General features: G+C 54.8%; 13 protein-coding genes. 2 read left to right on the forward strand and 11 right to left on the reverse strand.

Annotated elements, in window-relative coordinates:
• Positions 1 to 18: 18 nt before the first annotated feature.
• A complete protein-coding gene (locus GQF00_RS02875; RefSeq protein WP_161317641.1) occupies positions 19 to 1587 on the reverse strand; it encodes an FMN-binding glutamate synthase family protein in 1569 nt (522 codons plus the stop codon).
• 242 nt (positions 1588 to 1829) lie between these two features.
• Between GQF00_RS02875 and GQF00_RS02880 the strand changes: the two genes are divergently transcribed.
• On the forward strand, positions 1830 to 2468 hold the full coding sequence (locus GQF00_RS02880) for a transglycosylase SLT domain-containing protein (RefSeq protein WP_161317642.1): 639 nt from the start codon (positions 1830 to 1832) through the stop codon (positions 2466 to 2468).
• Positions 2469 to 2567: 99 nt separating this feature from the next.
• On the opposite strand, the gene GQF00_RS02885 is transcribed toward GQF00_RS02880, so the two are convergent.
• Both GQF00_RS02885 and ppsA read right to left on the reverse strand, forming a co-directional pair.
• The gene (locus GQF00_RS02885) at positions 2568 to 2864 is read right to left on the reverse strand and encodes a Rieske 2Fe-2S domain-containing protein (RefSeq protein ID WP_161317643.1); all 297 of its coding nucleotides are present in this window, start codon (positions 2862 to 2864) and stop codon (positions 2568 to 2570) included.
• Positions 2865 to 3052: 188 nt separating this feature from the next.
• Positions 3053 to 5425, reverse strand: coding sequence for a phosphoenolpyruvate synthase (ppsA, locus tag GQF00_RS02890; RefSeq protein WP_161317644.1), 2373 nt, complete (start codon positions 5423 to 5425; stop codon positions 3053 to 3055).
• Positions 5426 to 5962: 537 nt separating this feature from the next.
• Here ppsA and GQF00_RS02895 point away from each other — a divergent pair.
• Positions 5963 to 6781, forward strand: coding sequence for a pyruvate, water dikinase regulatory protein (locus tag GQF00_RS02895; protein WP_161317645.1), 819 nt, complete (start codon positions 5963 to 5965; stop codon positions 6779 to 6781).
• 192 nt (positions 6782 to 6973) lie between these two features.
• Here the strand turns inward: GQF00_RS02895 and GQF00_RS02900 are convergent, their stop codons facing one another.
• The 8 genes from GQF00_RS02900 to prpB form a co-directional block, all read right to left on the reverse strand.
• A complete protein-coding gene (locus tag GQF00_RS02900) occupies positions 6974 to 9109 on the reverse strand; it encodes a hypothetical protein (RefSeq protein WP_161317646.1) in 2136 nt (711 codons plus the stop codon).
• 10 nt (positions 9110 to 9119) lie between these two features.
• Positions 9120 to 10253 carry a hypothetical protein gene (locus tag GQF00_RS02905; RefSeq protein WP_161317647.1) on the reverse strand — a complete coding sequence of 378 codons (1134 nt, stop codon included), beginning with the start codon at positions 10251 to 10253 and terminating at the stop codon, positions 9120 to 9122.
• The gene (locus GQF00_RS02910; RefSeq protein ID WP_161317648.1) at positions 10253 to 11566 is read right to left on the reverse strand and encodes a hypothetical protein; all 1314 of its coding nucleotides are present in this window, start codon (positions 11564 to 11566) and stop codon (positions 10253 to 10255) included. The genes GQF00_RS02905 and GQF00_RS02910 overlap by 1 nt, the downstream gene beginning before the upstream one ends.
• Entirely contained in the window at positions 11550 to 12398 is an 849-nt protein-coding gene (locus GQF00_RS02915) for a DUF6160 family protein (RefSeq protein ID WP_161317649.1), read from the reverse strand. The genes GQF00_RS02910 and GQF00_RS02915 overlap by 17 nt, the downstream gene beginning before the upstream one ends.
• 624 nt (positions 12399 to 13022) lie before the next feature.
• Positions 13023 to 14201: a 2-methylaconitate cis-trans isomerase PrpF gene (prpF, locus tag GQF00_RS02920; protein ID WP_161317650.1), complete on the reverse strand. Its 1179-nt coding sequence runs from the start codon at positions 14199 to 14201 to the stop codon at positions 13023 to 13025.
• 704 nt (positions 14202 to 14905) lie between these two features.
• Positions 14906 to 17509 (reverse strand): Fe/S-dependent 2-methylisocitrate dehydratase AcnD, encoded by a 2604-nt coding sequence (gene acnD / locus GQF00_RS02925; RefSeq protein WP_161317651.1) that lies wholly within the window; start codon positions 17507 to 17509, stop codon positions 14906 to 14908.
• A gap of 145 nt (positions 17510 to 17654) precedes the next feature.
• A complete protein-coding gene (prpC, locus tag GQF00_RS02930; protein WP_161317652.1) occupies positions 17655 to 18800 on the reverse strand; it encodes a 2-methylcitrate synthase in 1146 nt (381 codons plus the stop codon).
• A 241-nt stretch (positions 18801 to 19041) separates the two neighbouring features.
• On the reverse strand, positions 19042 to 19932 hold the full coding sequence (prpB, locus tag GQF00_RS02935) for a methylisocitrate lyase (RefSeq protein WP_161317653.1): 891 nt from the start codon (positions 19930 to 19932) through the stop codon (positions 19042 to 19044).
• Positions 19933 to 19939 lie beyond the last annotated feature (7 nt).

Consider the following 19939-nt stretch of genomic DNA (forward strand, 5'->3'; position numbering starts at 1 on the left):
GCAGGCCGGCAAATTACGTTACGGCCGCCCTGTCTGCCAGCGCACCTTCACAGGCTGCTCGCTGGGGCGCCCATGCTCCAGATGGAAACCCGGCTGGACCACAGGCCACAGGTGATCAAGGGGAATCGACTCGCCGTTACTGCTTAACATACGGGCATGAAAACGCTTGAGCTGCCGGGGCTCTGTCACACCGCAGGAATGGGCGATGGTTTCCACTTCCTTGACAAGGTTATCGTGAAAATGTGCCACCCTTTGTGCCTTGTCTTCCGGCACAAGACCACGCTGCAGACGGGCATTGTGTGTGGTAACACCGGTTGGGCAGGTATTCTTGTTGCATTGCAGCGCCTGGATACAGCCCAGCGCGAACATGTAGCCGCGCGCAGAAACACAGAAGTCAGCCCCAGCAGCAATGGCCCAGGCCACCATGCTCGGATTTATCAATTTACCGGATGCGATAACACGGATGCGATCCCTCAGGCCGTAGCCATCACGCAGATCCACGACCAGAGGCAGGGATTCAGCCAGATAGAGGCCCACATCATCCATTAATGACATGGGTGCAGCACCGGTGCCGCCGTCTCCGCTGTCAATGGTAATGAAGTCAGGAGCCGATTCCAGCCCCCGGTCATGGATCGCCAGAAACAGATCTTCCAGCCAGCCCCAGGCCCCCAACACAAGCTTGATCCCCGTGGGCTTGCCGGTCACCGTTCTTACCCTATGAACAAGATCAAGCAGGGATTCCGCATCATTCACCTCCGGTTGCCCATTGGGACTGATCGACGCTTCTCCGGGGGGAATGCCACGAATCGCCGCAATTTCCTTCGTTACCTTTCCCGCCGGCAGGATGCCGCCCTTACCCGGTTTTGCGCCCTGGCTGAGCTTGATCTCGAACATCTTTACCTGTTGATGGGATGCCACTTCCCGGAGCTTGCCATCATCCAGTTCCCCGTGCTCGTCACGAACCCCATAACGGGCTGTCCCGATCTGGAAAACGATGTCACACCCTCCCTCAAGATGATAAGGCGACAACCCGCCCTCCCCGGTGTTCATCCAGCAGTTAGCCATGGCCGCCCCTTTCGATAGTGCCTGAACCGCCGGCTTCGAAAGTGCCCCGTAGCTCATGCCTGAAATATTGAAAATACTGCGCGCCACGTAGGGCTGCTCACAATGGGGGCCGACCATGATAGGTAGCGTCTCGGCAGCATTGCGTTCAAGCGTTGGATAGGGGCAATTCATGAAGATAACCCGTCCTGCCCCGATTTGTTTGGTTGAGCCGAATGCGGAGGTATTGCTCAAATTCTTGGCCGCACGATACACCCAGCTGCGCTGAGCACGATTGAAAGGTAGCTCCTCGCGATCCATGGCAAAGAAATACTGGCGGAAAAACTCGCCAATATGCTCAAAGAAATAGCGAAAACGCCCGATCAGGGGAAAATTACGCCGGATAGCATGCTTTTTCTGGAAGAAACGATCCTGGACCCATAGCCCCGCGGCGACCAACATCAGCAGCAGGACCAGCACAAGAAACCCCAGTGCCAGCCAGGCGATAATGCCCGTCAACCAGGGCTGTAGTTGTTCCGGGAACATACACTCTCCTTGTCGTGTTTTGCCAAAAACGCGTCAGGTCTTGGGCCTCAGAGGCGCAGCGAGTATGATGGTAGGCCGTCTGTGCATACGCTGGCCCTGACATCATGCCATTTTATCGGGTATGACTCGGCCATCAATGACACACCGGCTAGTATTGGGGGAATCGCCCAGTTTCCTGCGTGGCGATAGCACACAATAAAAGGCCAGCCACATCGGCCACCAATAATCGGGTACGACATCACATGAACAAGCGCGCTCTGCTGGCGCTGCTGGTCAGCGGAATCCTCGGGTTTACAGGCTCGGTCTGCGCAAGCGATATCTATAAATATCGCGCCGCGGACGGCACGATCCTGTTTACCGATCAGCCGCAGGAGCGGGTTGGCCGGGACCATACCCTGTTGTCGGTGCGCAAAGGCTGGAGCTATACCCCCCGTGCGCTCACCTCGCAGGAACGCGACCGCTATGACAGCATGATCTCCCAGGCGGCGTCACAATTCGATGTGGAACCCGCGCTGATCAAGGCGGTCATCCACGCCGAATCCCTGTTCGACCCCAGAGCCGTATCACGGGTTGGCGCCCAGGGCCTGATGCAGTTAATGCCCGAAACAGCCACCTCTCTGAACGTCAGCAACCCCTTCGATGCCCGCCAGAATATTCTGGGTGGCACCCGCTTTATCGCCTACCTGAAAGGCAAGTTCAGCCAGCTTGATGAGATCCTGGCCGCCTACAATGCCGGCGAAGGCAATGTACGCCGCTACGGTGGCATTCCTCCCTTCAAGGAAACCCAGGCATACGTGCGCAAGGTGAAGCAGCTCAAGCAGCGCTATGCCGGGCACTTCTCAAAAGGCATGGGCGAAGAAGAAGTCGTCGCGGCGCGCTAGGCCAGCCATGATGAGCTTCGAGCTAATAGAATCCTGACAAGACCACTACCCGATTCTGTTTCGATTTTCGTAGCTCGTAGCTCGTAGCTGTAACTGATTTTATGCCTCCACTCCCAGCCACGGGCCGTCATAATCAATCCGGTACTGCTCAATGCGGTAACTGTTGGTCAGGCACTGCCCTGTGCGCAGGGAAAACTCCATGCCATGCCCCGGGCAACGCAGTTGGTTGCCGGACACGGTACAACGGTCGAGAGGAAAATCCGCATGGGGGCAGCGGCGCTGGATCAACCAGCTCTGGCCATCCTCATGGATCAACAACAATTCTTCCCTACCCACCCTGACAGGCATTCGCAGCCCGTCATAGAGATCCATGGTGCGCACCAGACGATGAAACATGCTCCACCCTCACCTTCGCAATCTGTGCTCAAACATTGCTGCGGGAGCTTGCTTGCAGGCGAATGATGCAACCCGCTTACTTGCAAGAAAACACCGGCAGCAATCCCTGAATGGCCACAACGTAAAAAGCCCGCAGAAGCGGGCTTTTTACTGTGCGATGAAGCACGGGGCGGGTCAAGCGTGGCGAGTTACTCGCCGTGCGTTTCCGCCAAGTAGAACCAGGTATCCAGAACCGAATCCGGGTTCAGGGACACAGAGGAAATCCCCTGCTCCATGAGCCACTTGGCAAGATCAGGATGATCCGACGGGCCCTGCCCACAGATACCGATGTACTTACCCTCGGCATTACAGGCATCGATGGCCATCTTCAACAGCTTCTTCACCGCCGGGTCACGCTCATCGAACAGGTGACTAACAATACCGGAGTCACGGTCAAGACCCAGGGTCAGCTGGGTCAGGTCATTGGAACCGATAGAGAAACCGTCGAAGTGCTGCAGGAAGTCTTCCGCCAGCAGGGCATTGGTGGGCAGCTCACACATCATGATGACGCGCAGGCCGTTCTCACCACGCTTGAGGCCGTTTTTGCCCAGCAGATCGATTACTTGCTCCGCTTCACCAACGGTACGCACGAAGGGCACCATCAGTTCCACGTTGGTGAAGCCCATCTCGTCGCGCACTTTCTTCATGGCGCGGCATTCCAGCTCAAAGCAGTCGCGGAAGTTTTCGCTGATGTAACGGCTGGCACCGCGGAAGCCCAGCATGGGGTTTTCTTCTTCCGGCTCGTAGTGCTTGCCGCCAATCAGGTTGGCATATTCGTTGGATTTGAAGTCAGACAAACGAACGATGACCTTCTCCGGGTAGAATGCGGCGGCCAGGGTAGAGACCCCCTCCACCAGCTTCTCTACATAGAAGTCCACCGGATCGCCGTAGCCAGCGACACGCTTGTCGATGTTCTGCTTGATGTCCTGGGGCATGGTGTCGTAGTTCAACAGCGCCTTCGGGTGCACACCGATCATGCGGTTGATGATGAACTCAAGACGCGCCAGGCCCACACCCTGGTTCGGCAGGCCAGCGAAATCGAAGGCCCGGTCCGGGTTGCCCACGTTCATCATGATCTTGAACGGCAGTTTGGGCATGGACTCGATGGAGTTGCGCTGTACATCAAAGTCCAGCTTGCCTTCATAGATGTTGCCGGTGTCACCTTCCGCACAGGACGCGGTCACTTCCATACCGTCCTTGAGGACATCGGTGGCATCGCCACAACCCACAATCGCAGGCACACCCAGCTCGCGGGCGATAATCGCAGCGTGACAGGTACGACCACCGCGGTTGGTGACGATGGCAGCCGCACGCTTCATGACCGGCTCCCAATCCGGGTCGGTCATGTCGGTAACCAACACATCACCAGGCTGGACCTTGTCCATTTCCTTGATGCTGTGCACGACACGGACCACACCGGCACCGATACGCTGACCGATAGAGCGACCTTCCACCAGCACCTTGCCGGTTTGCTTGAGCAGGTAACGCTCCATCACGTTGGCATCGGAACGACTTTTCACGGTTTCCGGACGGGCCTGTACGATGTACAACTTGCCATCGTCACCGTCCAGCGCCCACTCGATATCCATGGGCATGCCATAGTGCTTCTCAATCTCGATGGCCTGACGAGCCAGGTTCTCTACCTGCTCGTCAGTGAGGCAGAAGGTCATGCGATCATCACGATCCACATCAACGATCTCCACAGACTTGCCGGCAGTGGCTTCCGCGCCGTAGATCATCTTCTGCATCTTGCTGCCCAGGTTGCGACGCAGCACGGCAGGCTTGTTGTTCACCAGAGTGTTCTTGTGAACATAGAATTCGTCCGGGTTAACCGCACCCTGAACCACCATTTCACCCAGACCGTAGGACGCGGTAATGAAGACCACATCACGGAAGCCGGATTCGGTATCCATGGAGAACATCACGCCGGCGGCACCGGTTTCAGAGCGAACCATGCGCTGAATACCCGCAGACAGAGCAACCAGCTTGTGGTCAAAGCCCTGGTGTACCCGGTAGCTGATGGCACGGTCATTGAACAGGGAGGCGAACACCTCTTTGACGGCGATCATTACGCTATCGATACCACGGATGTTCAGGAAGGTTTCCTGCTGGCCAGCAAAGGAAGCATCCGGCAGATCTTCTGCGGTCGCAGAGGAACGTACCGCCACCGGCAGGTCGGCATTGCCTTCGCCGATCTGCACGTAGGCCTCACGGATCGCCTCTTCCAGCGCAGGCTGGAACGGTGCATCGATGACCCACTGGCGAATTTCCTCACCGGTCTTGGCCAGGGCATTCACGTCCTCGACATCCAGCGCGGTCAACGCGTCGTTGATACGCTGTGTCAGGTTGTTGTGCTCGAGGAACTCACGGAAGGCTTCAGCAGTGGTCGCGAAGCCGCCGGGAACGGAGACACCCGCTGCCGACAGATTGCTGATCATTTCGCCCAGGGAGGCATTCTTGCCGCCAACGTGCTCTACGTCGTCCTTCCCCAGATCCTGAAACCAGACTACATATTCCGCCAAGGTCGTCTCCTTAAATACGTTATACCGGGTAAATCCTGATGGCGCGGAAGCTGCCGAATCCGCACTGCCCAAGGCGTTCAGCGCCTTATTCGGGCTTGCTACACGGCAATGACCGGCGTTGCCGGATCAAATCGAGCCGACATTCTACTCAAAACCGTCACGCTTTGCCTGCCCTTCACGCGAAAATGCACCCGACTTTCGGCCAGCAATGGCCCTTTCATACTGGCCAGTCACTTTAAACGCCCTATCCCATTGAATTTACAAGGATAATAGTCAGGTTACGGAAGGTCGCGGAGTGTAAAGCCATCCCCCCGCCAGGACAACGGCCAATTTCCTCAAAATGACCGTCATTTCGGTGGCATACGTCGTGCGGAGACACTAGACTGCCATGACAAAACAACGACTTAGCCTCGCACCTGGCCTGACCAATGCCCCTGTGGGAGCTTGCCTGCAAGCGATTCGCCTGAAACTCGTGGGTCAATGTCACGCCATCCCAAGGCCAAGTCGCCATAAAAGACAGACCACAGCGAACCCATCATGACCCGAACAGCCTTCTATCTTTCCGACGGTACCGGCATCACCGCAGAAACCCTGGGCCACAGCATGCTCAGCCAGTTTGGCGGTATCGATTTCCTGCAAGTCACCCTGCCCTTCGTGCAGTCAGATCAGCAAACCCGGGAAGCCGTAGAGAAGATCAACAAGGCCTTCGACCAGGATGGCGCCAAGCCCATTGTGTTCTCAACCCTGGTCAACAGCGAACACCGCGAGATTCTGCACGGCTGCAAAGGCATGGTGCTGGACCTGTTCGGCGCCTTCCTGAACCCGCTGGAAGCAGAACTGGGCATGCGCTCCAGCCACAAGATCAACCAGAGTCACGCCATTCGCGATGCCGAGTCCTACCGGATTCGCATCAACGCCGTCCACTTTGCGCTGGATAACGATGATGGCGCACGCACCCGCCATTATGACCAGGCCGATATCATCATGATCGGCGTATCCCGCTCCGGAAAAACGCCCACCAGCCTTTACCTGGCCCTGCAATTCGGCCTTTTTGCCGCCAACTACCCACTCACAGAAGATGATTTCGACGATCTTCGCCTGCCCAAGGCGTTGCAGGAGCACAAGAGCAAACTGTTCGGCCTGACCATCAACGCCGAACGCCTCAGCGCCATCCGCAGCGAACGCAAGGCCAACAGCCGCTATGCCTCACTGCGTCAGTGCGACATGGAACTGCGCGCCCTGGAAGCCATGTATAACAAGCACAATATCCCGTACCTGGATGCGACCGAGCTGTCGATTGAGGAGATCAGTACGCGGGTGTTGGCGATGAAGGGGTTGAAGCGGCGGCTGCAGTAGCAGGTAATTACTTCGAATTTGCTCGCACACGCCCAAGGTCTATGTTGGAGCGTGCTTGCACGCAAAGGGGCCAACACCCACAACAGATCAATAACTGGGAAATGGGAGACGAGACGCCGAAGGATGCTTATGACGAAAAACCCTTAGTCATCCCCTCCGCCCAGAAGACAGGGGAGCGTCAAGGGAAAATAATCAACGCTGCTCTTTGAGAATCAATGCAGCGTTCATTTGACCAGCCGGCACCACAATTGAACCAAGTTCCCGGTTACCAAATTCGACCCTGCCAACCTTAAATACATCACCTGCAGCACCAGCCGGCTGGACAGCTGCGCCCCCGAGTTTCAGTGTGTGCGATATCCGTAATTCCGGTCTGCCATGATCTGTTTCAGAACTTGTTCTTAGATCAAGCATCCCGTTATCTATTTCGATATCACCACTCAAATCAGCCAAACGAAAATCCACCGCCAAACGATCCAGTGATGGCTCCGCAAGAGATATATAAGACCCATCATCGCTCCCATGAGCCCCTCCCTGCTGATTTGAGAAATTATTAACATTGAGGTCTGTTAGACTCAAGAAAGCAGAATAGCCAAGATAGCTTTGCCCTAAAGGCGCGGGCTCAAGACCAAAGACAAAACGATCTGACTCTAAATTGATGTCAACGTAGGCCATACTTTGTGGAACTGCCATGTTCGGTATGTCTCCGCCCCCAAGCATGCCTCGAATCTGGAATCTGGCTTGCGGACTATCCAGCGACAACCCTGAATTTCCAAGCCCAACCTGCATATTGTTTGCTGCAAAAAGTAGATCGGCGCCGACGAGGCCGATGGCAAGGTTATTATCAGTATCACCAATCATGAAATGAGAGCCATTCTGCCAACGCTCTTGGTCAGTTGCTCCGAATGTTTGTAGAGCAGCAACAACGTCAATGTAAAGCCCGCCACCGAATTGAGGATATGAATAAATGTTTGCGTCAAGATCACCAAAGGTATAGATAAGCGCCCAGTTTTCATCAATAACATCACCATTAGCTTCATCTCGATAGACAACTTCAGAGGAATAGCCTCTTAGCCGCCAGTCACGAGCGATCAAAGCAAATGCATTGTCTTCTGGAGCAATATTTACTTGTTCCGGCGCAGCAACAACTCCAGAGCCACTAACACACCCAATGGCACCATTGACACCAAAATCGCCGGTGTTTGCACCGAAACAAATTCCTCCTGGACCTCGGGAAGCATGCAAAGTATCTAATGTCAGATAACCAATCTGAAAATCCTTGCCTGAATATGAGGTTGATCCGAGCCCACTTCCAAGAAGGCTTTCAGGTGCTGACAATTCTATATATGCCTTACTTCCTGCAGCCTCACCCAAAATGACCTGGTAATCATCGGCAAAATCAAATCCCAGAGAAGCTGTCAGGCCCTGGTTATGAACTTCGGACGGCCATGCACCTTTACCTTGCAGTTGAAAAAGTAAATTTTCCCAGCCTCCTCGCCAGCCGAAATGAAGAACCGGAAGATCCTCAGCAGTGACCTCGAAAGGCGAAGAACCTGACTGATCGTAAAGAATGTCAAAGGTGAGATGGAAATCGGTTCGACTACCCGGTGCGCTCCTGACAATGATCCCGTCAGAGTCAACGCCGACAGCCCCCTGCTGCATATTAAAAAGAAAGCCTAAGTTATCAAGTACAAGTTCGGAAGAACCTGCAATATTATTTTGAGCATAATAAAACTGGCTAGGGCTATTGATTGTCCAATTGCTCGGAGCGGGATCTGAAGCGTCGACAGAACCAAGGTTTATTAGAAGCCCTGCATCAGTAGCCGTGGAGTTCAGAATCCCTCCATCACCTTTTAGAACAAATCGTCCGTTACTATCAAACGCCGCACGACCAAAGGTAGCGCTCGTGTCATCAGCCATATATATCGCGCCTGTTGACACACGCATTCTTTCCCAAAAAAGATCAATTGCCAGGCTCGGCCTTCCTGAATTAGTGTTAGTAAAGGCATCAATAGCGACAGAAATATCTAGCGGAGAGGTTGCGACGCCCCCAAGAGGCCCAACAGGAACGATATCAATTTGGTCTACAAACAATGTATTGCTATCAACGACTGATGACTGGTCCGTTGCCCAAGAAATTTGGGAGATTTCTATACCGTTGCTCAGATCTGAGCTGTCACTTTGAAGGTTAATCGTCACCCCATCACGGCCCGAAACGGCAGACAGTTCGTGCTCTGAAAGAGAGTCCATTGCAACAACCTGCCCAGCAATCAAGAATAAAATTCCAGATCGGAGTGCTGTGCGAATCGTGTCAAGGTCAACTATAACCATGATATTCCCCTTAACAGAATCTGTTGTTGCCGTAGCAGTTAATTGCCGGAGTCTGATTCAATTCAATATTTGTGAGATTAACCCCCTCCCCTAAGGCAGAGATTGCATCTAATAAGTTCAAGGTTACTTGCTCACCCTGAATATTAAGAACTTTCACATCAGGCACATTCATCCACCAGCCTGTATTGGCAGTCTGAGTATATGCATTTTGATCAAAGTTTGGATAACTAATACGCTCACGCTGAAAAGATAGACCAAAATCACTTGTATCTTGCAAGGCGAAGCCGTGGATAAACCTTAGCGACTGAGAAATATCTGCACGAGCGGAACTAATCAGATCAAACAGGCCTCCGTTGTTTGTCAAATCCACATCTTGGAGACCGACTGCAGTCATTCTAGTACCCGTCACTTGCGTCGTAAATTTTTCCGAAGGGCCGCAGTCATCAGAGGTGTTCGCCGTATTACCGAAACATGCGATACCCGAAAAGCCAGCCCCGAATAAAATATTTAGCTTAATGGGAACAGCGACAGACATTTCAACACCCAAGGCCCCGCTCAAATTATTAATGCCGGAATGACAATTTAACGCATTACTCCCAGACCCGCACTGCCCGCCATTTTCATGATTTATTTGGCCGCTTTGATAGCGCCTGCCGATACTTACAAAGCCATCTGCGGACTGCGAACCAATTTTAATGCCCGCAATCTGTCGTAATGTTGGATTGTCATCGTTTTTAACTGCCAGCTCCACAAACGGACGAGTTAGCTTAAAATCAGATGTCACAGGACTCCCTGGACCACTGCCAACACGCCCCATAAAGCTGACGTAGTCGAAGTCAATATCACATCCCACAACCAGATTATCGTTCACGCCCCCACACCCCAAAGCGAGCTTGTCAATATTTGCGTTCATTGCAAGCTCAACATCAAGGCCCATGCGATAAAAACCAAATTCGTTATAAGGATCACCGTCATTGGTACCGACACCACTCACATAATCGGAAACAAACAAAGCCTGACCTGTTATATCGCTTAGTTCATCATCATCAAGGGATGTCATGGCTTTAGACGAGGGCGAGTTCAAAAACAAGCAAACCACGATCAATGAGATAGAACAGCCATGAATAAAAGCATTAACTTTCATCAGTTGGCCCCCAAACTTGTGATTTTAAGATGTTGCACCAACAAGCCTTCAACCCGAGCATCTCCGAGGTTAAACGCATTTCCTGTCATTGAGTAATTAATACTGTTGTTGCCCTCAGGGGCAGAGTTATTTGTTCTTGCGTATGCCTGAAAGGTTTCACCTGCAGGGGCTTTAAAGTAGATGCCATCCGTTGTATTTGCATCAGAATTGTTGCTACTAGGGTCACCCCAATAAACATAGCCATGGGTTTCATTATAACGTTCAGGTCGCCCCGTACGCTTGTATCCACAATCGACACCCGAATAAACCCCAGTGCAATCACTCGAGAAACTATAAAAGTCGTTATAAATATTTGCGTCGTTACCAGGGAGTCGAGTGAGTTCTATCACAAAATTCCCGTCACCTGGTGCCACATTGTCTAAAGTAATCGCTTGATAATGAAGCTGCCCCAAAGGCAGGAAAGCATCTACGTTTTTGAAATGCACACCCTCATTATCATCAAAGTTCGGAACTTCATGTAAACCGTCTGGGCCTCCATCCGTCGAATGGGCTACTGAGAAACGAAAGTCACCAGACAGTGCACTTTGGTACATAAGCCCAAAGGTAGGATCAGCAGTATTTTCAACCTTCAGAAGTCTGAGAATTGCTGGTCGCCCATCAGCAGTAATGGGTTTACCATAAATGATGGTTTGGCTTTGAAGAAAAGTTGCCTCACTGTGGTTTGAACCAACATCAGCGGGCGAACCAGCATTTCTGCCTACCTCAAGCTCCCCCAAGAAAGACCAGCGCCATGGATCGGGTACCTTACTTGGCCCAATCAACTCCAATACTGTTGGCATAGAATTAGCGGATCCGGGGGCTATTTGATTACGATACGTGCCTTGATAGTCATATCCTTCATACTGAAAAACTCGGAGGAGGAATGGGTTATAGACCGACGCAAAATCACTGATAGTCCCAACTCCTAACGGGCAAGAGAGAGGGTCGGCACTGGCGCAGCCATCACCATACCAGTCGGTCCCACTCCCTCCTCCTGTGAGAGAAAGGCCATAGTAACGAGCATCCCCACGCTGCCAATTTGCTCCTCCATCAGAGCCAGTTAGCTCAATATAGCTGGTCGGAGCCATTGCAAAACGAAAATCATCGAGAGCGACAGCAATACCTGCGCCACTAACACCAGACAATGCCTCATCACTAAGTGATGTCATCGCAGAAACATTAGTAGATATGGTGAAAATAGCTAGAAAGTTTAAAGCTGCTCTCCAGCTAAGATTGCAGCACCACCGGCCCATAGAGTTAGAAACCGAAGACATAAGCACTCCCTCTAACATCCGCCCCTGCATAAGCAGAGTTGTTATCAGCAATGCTTATCCCCAGAAATGAACCAAGGTTGTTCTGCGCATAGCCTGTGGCACCGTACTCTATTGAAGCACCACCTATCGTCAGCCCCATCCTTATACTGTCGTAACCGGAACTAACCCCACCAGTTCCAGGGCTACCAGGGGTATACGTCGGGTCAGTGAATGCCCCCCCCGAATAAGAGCCGGGCATTCTCACCACCATCGCTGGAAGGTTCTCAAACCCTACTCCAGTCGACAGATCAGAACAGTCAATGCCATTGCCTAACAAGCAATTCCCAGAGCTATCGAAGAATTTAGAGGAATCATAAGTTGCAGGATCACTATCAGCAGCTGACAAATAACCGCCATCTAGGTAGAGATTGTCAATTCGAAGGCTACCGTAGAAGTCTTTTAGAACTAGCCACTCGTTCGCTCTGTTCGCGAAATTTAGAGCCAACCTACAAGTTCCTGCAGGAGATGAATCAAAGTTTCCCAGACCGCACCCTGTTACTTGTTGAAATTGGCCATTATTAATATCAACAAGACCATCACCGTTAATGTCTACGACATTAATGTCTAGCTCGAGCCCGATTGCGATGCCTGATTGGCCAGTTACACCCTGCAACACGAGATCATCGACAGGCTTCATATCTGCGCGACACAGGCCGCAAGCAGTCAGACTTAAGATTGATGATGAGAGAAGCAAGAATGAGCGCACATTGACCTCGGTGTTTTTTGTTATTTGCTGGCAGTAAACATTCCCTGCCTGGCAGTTTTGGTCATCTTTAATCGCAAGATTACACACGGCAACCACCTATCGCAACACTTGTTAACAGAAACAATACACAATGACGAGGTTATAAATTTAGGAATTTCAGCGGGTTAGAATTACCCCATTGAAGTCACGCCAGATAGTGCACGATTGTGCTCATAATCTAGGCACGCACTACGTTACCAAAGTGCACAGTTATACATTTAGCGTTTATCCAGCAGCCTTGAAGGGGCGAAACTGGAGCCCGATAAGCGTTTATTAGCCACAAGGATAGGTAAATACTGAACACCGGTCCCATTTTCCTACAGAAAGCAGGTTTCTTGGATGATCAGAGGCTGGGCGGGCGTTTTTGGAGATGGATGTGGCTTATATGAGGTTCCAAGGGTGTCAGAGGACCAGAATACCCTTGGGTTAGTTGCCCTGGTGTGACTTTTGAGTCCTTCCCTGGATTTTCGCGTGCAAGCACGCTTCCACAGGGCTTTGTAGTGGCCTTTTGACTCAAGGGGTGGAGATTGCTGTGGAAGGCTGCTTGCAGGCGAAGGGTTTAAGTGGGCTTTTTCGTGGTGGAACCACCGCTCCTACAAACCGGGGATGTGGCAGGTATGGCGGAGATCGGCATTCGCCGATTTCCGCCCTACCCGTTTCAGCTGGCGTTGCTTAGAAGCAGTCGCCGGGGATGCGGACGTTGCCTTCCATGAGGACACGTGCGCTGCGGCTCATGCTGGCTTTGGTGGCGGTCCACTGGCCATTCTCTTCCTTGGCGCCGGCGCCGACGCGCAGGGTGCCGGAGGGGTGGCCGAAGGTGACGCTGTCACGCTCGCCGCCGCCGGCAGCCAGGTTCACCAAGGTGCCCGGTACCGCTGAGGCGCTGGCGATGGCGACAGCTGCGGTGCCCATCATGGCGTGGTGCAGTTTGCCCATGGACAAGGCACGTACCAACAAGTCGATATCCCCTTCTCCAATCTGCTTGCCGCTGGAGGCTGCGTAGGCTTTCGGCTTGGAGACGAAGGCCACTTTCGGGGTGTGCTGGCGGGCTTCCGCTTCTTCGATGTTCTCGATCAGGCCCATGCGCTTGGCGCCGTAGGCACGGATGGTCTCAAACATGGCCAGAGCGTCCTTGTTTTCGTTGATGTCGCCCTGCAGCTCGGTACCGGTGTAGCCGATATCTTCTGCGTTAACGAAAACGGTGGGAATGCCGGCATTGATCATGGTGGCCGGGAAGGTGCCCACGCCGGGGACTTCCAGTTCATCAACCACATTGCCAGTGGGGAACATGGCGCCCTCCCCGTCTGCCGGGTCCATGAAGTCCACCTGCACTTCTGCCGCCGGGAAGGTCACGCCGTCCAGTTCGAAGTCACCGGTTTCCTGTACTTCACCATTGGTGATGGGCACGTGGGCAACAATGGTTTTCTGGATGTTCACCTGCCAGATGCGCACCACGGCGATGCCGTTGTCCGGGATGCGGTCAGCGGCAACCAGGCCGTTACTGATGGCGAAAGAGCCCACCGCCGCAGTCAGGTTCCCGCAGTTTCCGCTCCAGTCCACAAACGGTTTGTCGATGGAGACCTGACCGAACAGGTAATCCACATCGTGATCCGCTTTTTCGCTTTTGGACAGAATCACGCTCTTGCTGGTGCTGGAGGTGGCGCCGCCCATACCGTCGGTGTGTTTGCCGTAGGGGTCGGGGCTGCCGATCACCCGCAGCAGGATTTTGTCGCGGGCTTCGCCGGGGACCTGGGCCGCTTCGGGCAGATCATTGAGGCTGTAGAACACGCCCTTGCTGGTACCGCCACGCATGTAGGTGGCGGGAATCTTTATTTGGGGTGTATGAGCCATGGTATTGCTCCTTTCAAAAAACCCCGGCGGTGGTACCGGCGGGGTTGGTTGTTCGCGTGCAAGCAAACTCCCACAGGGGCGTCTGCTTTAGTCCACGCTTCAACAGGGCCTGCTGATTAAGCCAGGCCCTACAGAGACTTCAGCCTTAGCCCGCTTCCGCCATGAGTTTCCTTAGCGAACTTCTGCAGAATGTCGGTTGTTCGCGTGCAAGCACGCTCCTACAGAAAGTCAGGCTGTGAGAGTCTGCCTGCAAGCGAAAAGATCGCCTGCAGGCAGGCTCCTACGGCAGTCATTGGTGTCGTATGTGGGAGCGTGCTTGCACGCGAAGTTTCGTTTGCAAGCAAACTCCCACAGGGGCATCTGCTTTAGCCCACCCTTCAACAGGGCCTGCTGATTTGGCCAGGCCCTGCAAAGACTTCAGCCTCAGCCCGCTTCCGCCATGAACTCCTTGGCGAACTTCTGCAGAATGTCGGTTGTTCGCGTGCAAGCACGCTCCTACAGAAAGTCAGGCTGTGGGAGTCTGCCTGCAAGCGAAAAGATCGCCTGCAGGCAGGCTCCTACGGGAGTCATTGGTGTCCTATGTGGGAGCGTGCTTGCACGCGAAGTTTCGTTCGTTTGCAAGCAAACTCCCACAGGGGCATCTGCTTTAGTCCACGCTTCAACAGGGCCTGCTGATTAAGCCAGGCCCTACAGAGACTTCAGCCTTAGCCCGCTTCCGCCATGAACTCCTTGGCGAATTTCTGCAGGATGCCGCCGTTGGTGTACACGGACACTTCTTCTTCGGTATCCAGTCGGCACAGCATCGGCACACGCTCCACGTCGCCATTCTGGCGAGTGATCACCAGCGTCAGAGTAGCGCGGGGAGACAGGTCGCCTTCCACGTCGTAGATCTCGGTGCCATCCAGCGCCAGGGTCTTGCGGGTGGTGCCTTCCTCGAACTGCAGGGGCATCACGCCCATGCCGATCAGGTTGGTGCGGTGGATTCGCTCGAAACCTTCGGCAGCAATCACTTCCACGCCGGCCAACGCCACACCCTTGGCCGCCCAGTCACGGGAAGAGCCCTGCCCATAGTCCGCGCCGGCCACGATGATCAGCGGCTGCTTGCGTTCCATGTAGGTTTCAATGGCTTCCCACATGCGCATTTGCTCGCCTTCCGGCTCCACGCGAGCCAGAGACCCCTGGATCACTTCGCCGTTCTCATCACGACACATCTCGTTGAACAGTTTCGGGTTCGCGAGCGTCGCACGCTGGGCGGTCAGGTGGTCACCACGGTGGGTCGCGTAGGAGTTAAAGTCCTCTTCCGGCAGGCCCATTTTGTGCAGGTAGGCACCCGCGGCGCTGTCCAGCAGGATGGCGTTGGACGGCGACAGGTGATCGGTGGTGATGTTGTCCGGCAGGATCGCCAGCGGACGCATGCCCTTCATTTCACGCTGACCGGCCATGTTGCCTTCCCAATAGGGAGGACGACGGATGTAGGTGGACTGCGGACGCCAGTCGTACAGCGGGCTGGCTGCGCGCACACCGTCACCCTTCTTCTCGAACATGGGGATGTAGGTCTTGCGGAACTGCTCAGGCTTCACCGCAGATTTCACGATGGCATCGATCTCTTCATCAGAAGGCCAGATGTCCTTCAGGTAGATCGGGTTGCCGTCCTGGTCCTTGCCCAGCGCATCTTTTTCGATATCGAAGCGCATGGTGCCGGCGATGGCATAGGCCACCACCAGTGGCGGTGACGCCAGGAACGCCTGCTTGGCGTAGGGGTGGATACGGCCGTCGAAGTTACGGTTGCCGGACAGTACTGCAGTGGCGTACAGGTCACGCTCGATGACTTCTTTCTGGATCTTGGGATCCAGCGCACCGGACATGCCGTTACAGGTGGTGCAGGCAAAGGCCACCACGTCAAAGCCCAGCGCCTGCAGTTCAGGCAGCAGACCGGACTCTTCCAGGTACATCTTCACGGTCTTGGAACCGGGAGCCAGGGAGCTCTTCACCCACGGCTTGCGTACCAGACCCAGCTTGTTGGCGTTACGGGCCAACAGGCCGGCGCCGATGATGTTGCGCGGATTGGAGGTGTTGGTACAGCTGGTGATGGCGGCGATGATCACGGCGCCATCGGGCATCAGACCGTCTTCTTCCTTCCACCCTTCCTGCCACTCTTTGGCGATACCACGGCTGCCCAACTCGGAGACCGGCAACAGTGCATGGGGGTTGGACGGGCCCGCCAGGTTACGTTCCACCTTGGACAGATCAAAGTGCAGTACGCGCTCGTACTCGGCACTCTTCAGGCTGTCGGCCCACAGGCCGGTTTCCTTGGCGAACGTTTCTACCAGGGCTACCTGCTCGTCTTCACGGCCGGTGAGCTTCAGGTAGTCGATGGTCTGGCCATCAATGAAGAACATGCCGGCGGTGGCACCGTACTCCGGCGTCATGTTGGCGATGGTGGCACGGTCGCCCACGGTCAGGCTGTCTGCTCCTTCGCCGTAGAATTCCAGGTAGGCGCCTACCACGCGCTCACGGCGCAGGAACTCGGTCAGGCACAGCACCAGATCCGTACCGGTAATACCCGGCTTCAGTTTGCCGGTCATTTCCACGCCAACGATGTCGGGCAGACGCATCATGGACGGATTGCCTAGCATTACGTTTTCGGCTTCCAGACCACCTACACCCACGGAAATCACGCCCAGGGCGTCAACCATGGGGGTGTGGCTGTCGGTGCCCACACAGGTATCCGGGAACGCCACACCATCGCGAACCTGCACCACCGGAGACATTTTCTCCAGGTTGATCTGGTGCATGATGCCGTTACCTGGCGGGATCACGTCCACGTTATCGAACGCGGTCTTGGTCCAGTTGATGAAGTGGAAACGGTCGGCGTTGCGGCGCTCTTCCACGTCACGGTTTTTCTGGAAGGCGTCTTTATCGAAACCTGGGTGCTCAACCGCCAGGGAGTGATCCACGATCAGCTGGGTGGGCACCACCGGGTTTACTTTTGAAGGGTCACCGCCCTCTTCGGCGATGGCGTCACGCAGGCCAGCCAGATCCACCAGTGCGGTCTGGCCGAGAATGTCGTGACACACCACGCGCGCCGGGTACCAGGGAAAATCCATGGTGCGCTTGCGCTCAATCAGCTGCTTGAGGGAATCGGTCAGGGATTCCGGCGCACAGCGACGCACCAGCTGTTCGGCCAGGATGCGCGAGGTGAACGGGAGTTTGTCATAGGCCCCAGGCTGGATGGCGTCGACAGCCGCACGGGTGTCGAAATAGTCCAGCTGGGTGCCGGGAAGCTGCTTGCGATATTCAGTGTTCATAGCCTGGGACTCTTTGTCAGGGACTCTATACAGGAGCTTGGGTCAAGCTGAGCCTGAGTAATGAATGAAACTGTGGGAGTCTGCTTGCAGACGAAAGATTTCGCTTGCAAGCAAGCTCCTACAAAGGGCTATAAGCTAAAAGCGATTAACCGCGCTCTGCGATCGGGGTGACCGGACGCAGATCTTCACCGGTGTAATCCGCGCTCGGACGGATGATGCGGTTGTCAGCGCGCTGCTCCATTACGTGGCCAGCCCAGCCAGTCAGACGGCTCATCACGAAGATCGGGGTGAACAGCTTGGTCGGAATACCCATGAAGTGATACGCAGATGCGTGGAAAAAGTCCGCATTACAGAACAGCTTCTTCTCACGCCACATGACTTCTTCACAACGTACAGAAACCGGGTACAACACGGTGTCGCCCACGTCAGCCGCCAGCTTCTCGGACCATTCCTTGATGATGGCGTTACGCGGATCGGATTCGCTGTAGATCGCGTGACCGAAGCCCATGATCTTTTCCTTGCGCGCCAGCATGCCCATCATTTCCTGCTCGGCGTGATCGGCAGACGTGAACTTCTCGATCATGTCCATGGCCGCTTCGTTGGCGCCACCGTGCAGCGGACCACGCAGGGTGCCGATGGCACCGGTGATGCAGCTGTGGATGTCGGACAGGGTGGACGCACACACCCGGGCGGTGAAGGTAGAGGCGTTGAACTCGTGCTCTGCGTACAGAATCAGGGACACGTTCATCACGCGCTCATGCAGCTCGTTGGGCTTTTCGCCACGGAGCATGTGCAGGAAGTGGGCTCCGATGGAGTCGTCGTCGGTGTTTTCATCAACACGCACACCATCATGGCTGAAACGGTACCAGTAGCAGATGATGGACGGGAAACAGGCCAGCATGCGGTCGATGCACGCTTCCTGGGTCGGGAACTCACCCATTACCGTCGTGTCTTCCTGCTCCAGGTTGCCCAGCATGGAGCAACCGGTGCGGATCACGTCCATGGGGTGGGCGTCAGCCGGGATGCGCTCCAGCACTTCTTTCAGGGCCTGGGGCAGGCTGCGCAGACCTTTGAGTTTGGTCTTGTAGGCATCCAGTTCCGCCTGGGTGGGCAAGTTGCCCTTCAGGATCAGGTGCGCCACTTCTTCGAACTGACAGTTTTCCGCCAGGTCCTTCACGTCGTAACCGCGGTAGGTCAAACCGGAGCCGGATACACCCACGGTGGAGAGTGCGGTTTTACCTGCTACCTGGCCACGCAGGCCAGCGCCGCCGAGTTTTTTGCCTTCTGCCATTGTTTATCTCCTAATCAATCTGTTTGCTTTCCGTAGGAGCTTGCCTGCAAGCGAAAGTCATTCGCCTGCAAGCAGCCTCCTACAATGAGGTACGGGCTGAACCTGGGTTTCAGGCTTAGAGCCCTGCACCGCTTATAAATACGATGCCTTTCTGTAGGAGCGCCTCTCGAGGCGCGAACCCCTGTCAGGGGAAATTCAAAGCCGAGTTCGCACCTCGATAGGTGCTCCTACAGAGTGGCCATTAACCCTTGTTCTGCGCGAAAAGTGCGTCCAGTTTCTGCTCATAATCGTGGTAGTTGAGGAAATCATACAGCTCCATACGTGTCTGCATGATGTCCACCACGTCTTTCTGGTGACCGTTTTCGCGGATGCTCTGATAAACCTGAAGCGCCGCCTTGTTCATGGCACGGAACGCGCTCAGCGGGTACAGCACCATATCGGCACCAGCTTCAGCCAGCTCTTCACGGCTGAACAGCGGGGTCGCGCCGAACTCGGTGATGTTGGCCAGCAACGGCACGTCGCCCAGGCCCTCCTTGAACGCCTTGTAGTCTTCCAGGGTGTGTACCGCTTCCGCGAAGATGCCGTCTGCACCGGCTTCTATGCAGGCTTTGGCGCGGTCTACCGCAGATTCAAGGCCTTCCATCTGGAAGGCATCGGTACGGGCAATGATGAAGAAATCGTCGTCTGTCTTGCCATCGACGGCAGCCTTCACCCGGTCCACCATTTCCGCCTGGGTGACGATTTCCTTGTTGGGGCGGTGGCCACAGCGCTTCTGTGCCACCTGGTCCTCCAGGTGCACCGCGCCGGCACCGGCCTTGATCATTTCCTTCACGGTGCGGGAGATATTGAACGCCCCACCCCAACCGGTATCAATGTCCACCAACAGCGGCGTTTCTACTGCGCTGGAGATGCGACGCACGTCTTCCAGCACATCGTTCATGCTGGTCATGCCCAGATCAGGCATGCCATAGCTGGCGTTGGCCACGCCACCGCCAGACAGGTAGATAGCACGGTAGCCAGTCTGCTCAGCCATCATGGCCGCGTAGGCGTTGATGGTACCCATGATTTGAAGGGGCTTTTCTTCCGCGAGCGCTTTACGGAAGCGGGCGCCGGCGGTCAGGTTTGCTGACATGGCGTTC

This window comes from Alcanivorax sp. DP30, from assembly GCF_009882945.1.
GTDB lineage: Bacteria > Pseudomonadota > Gammaproteobacteria > Pseudomonadales > Alcanivoracaceae > Alcanivorax.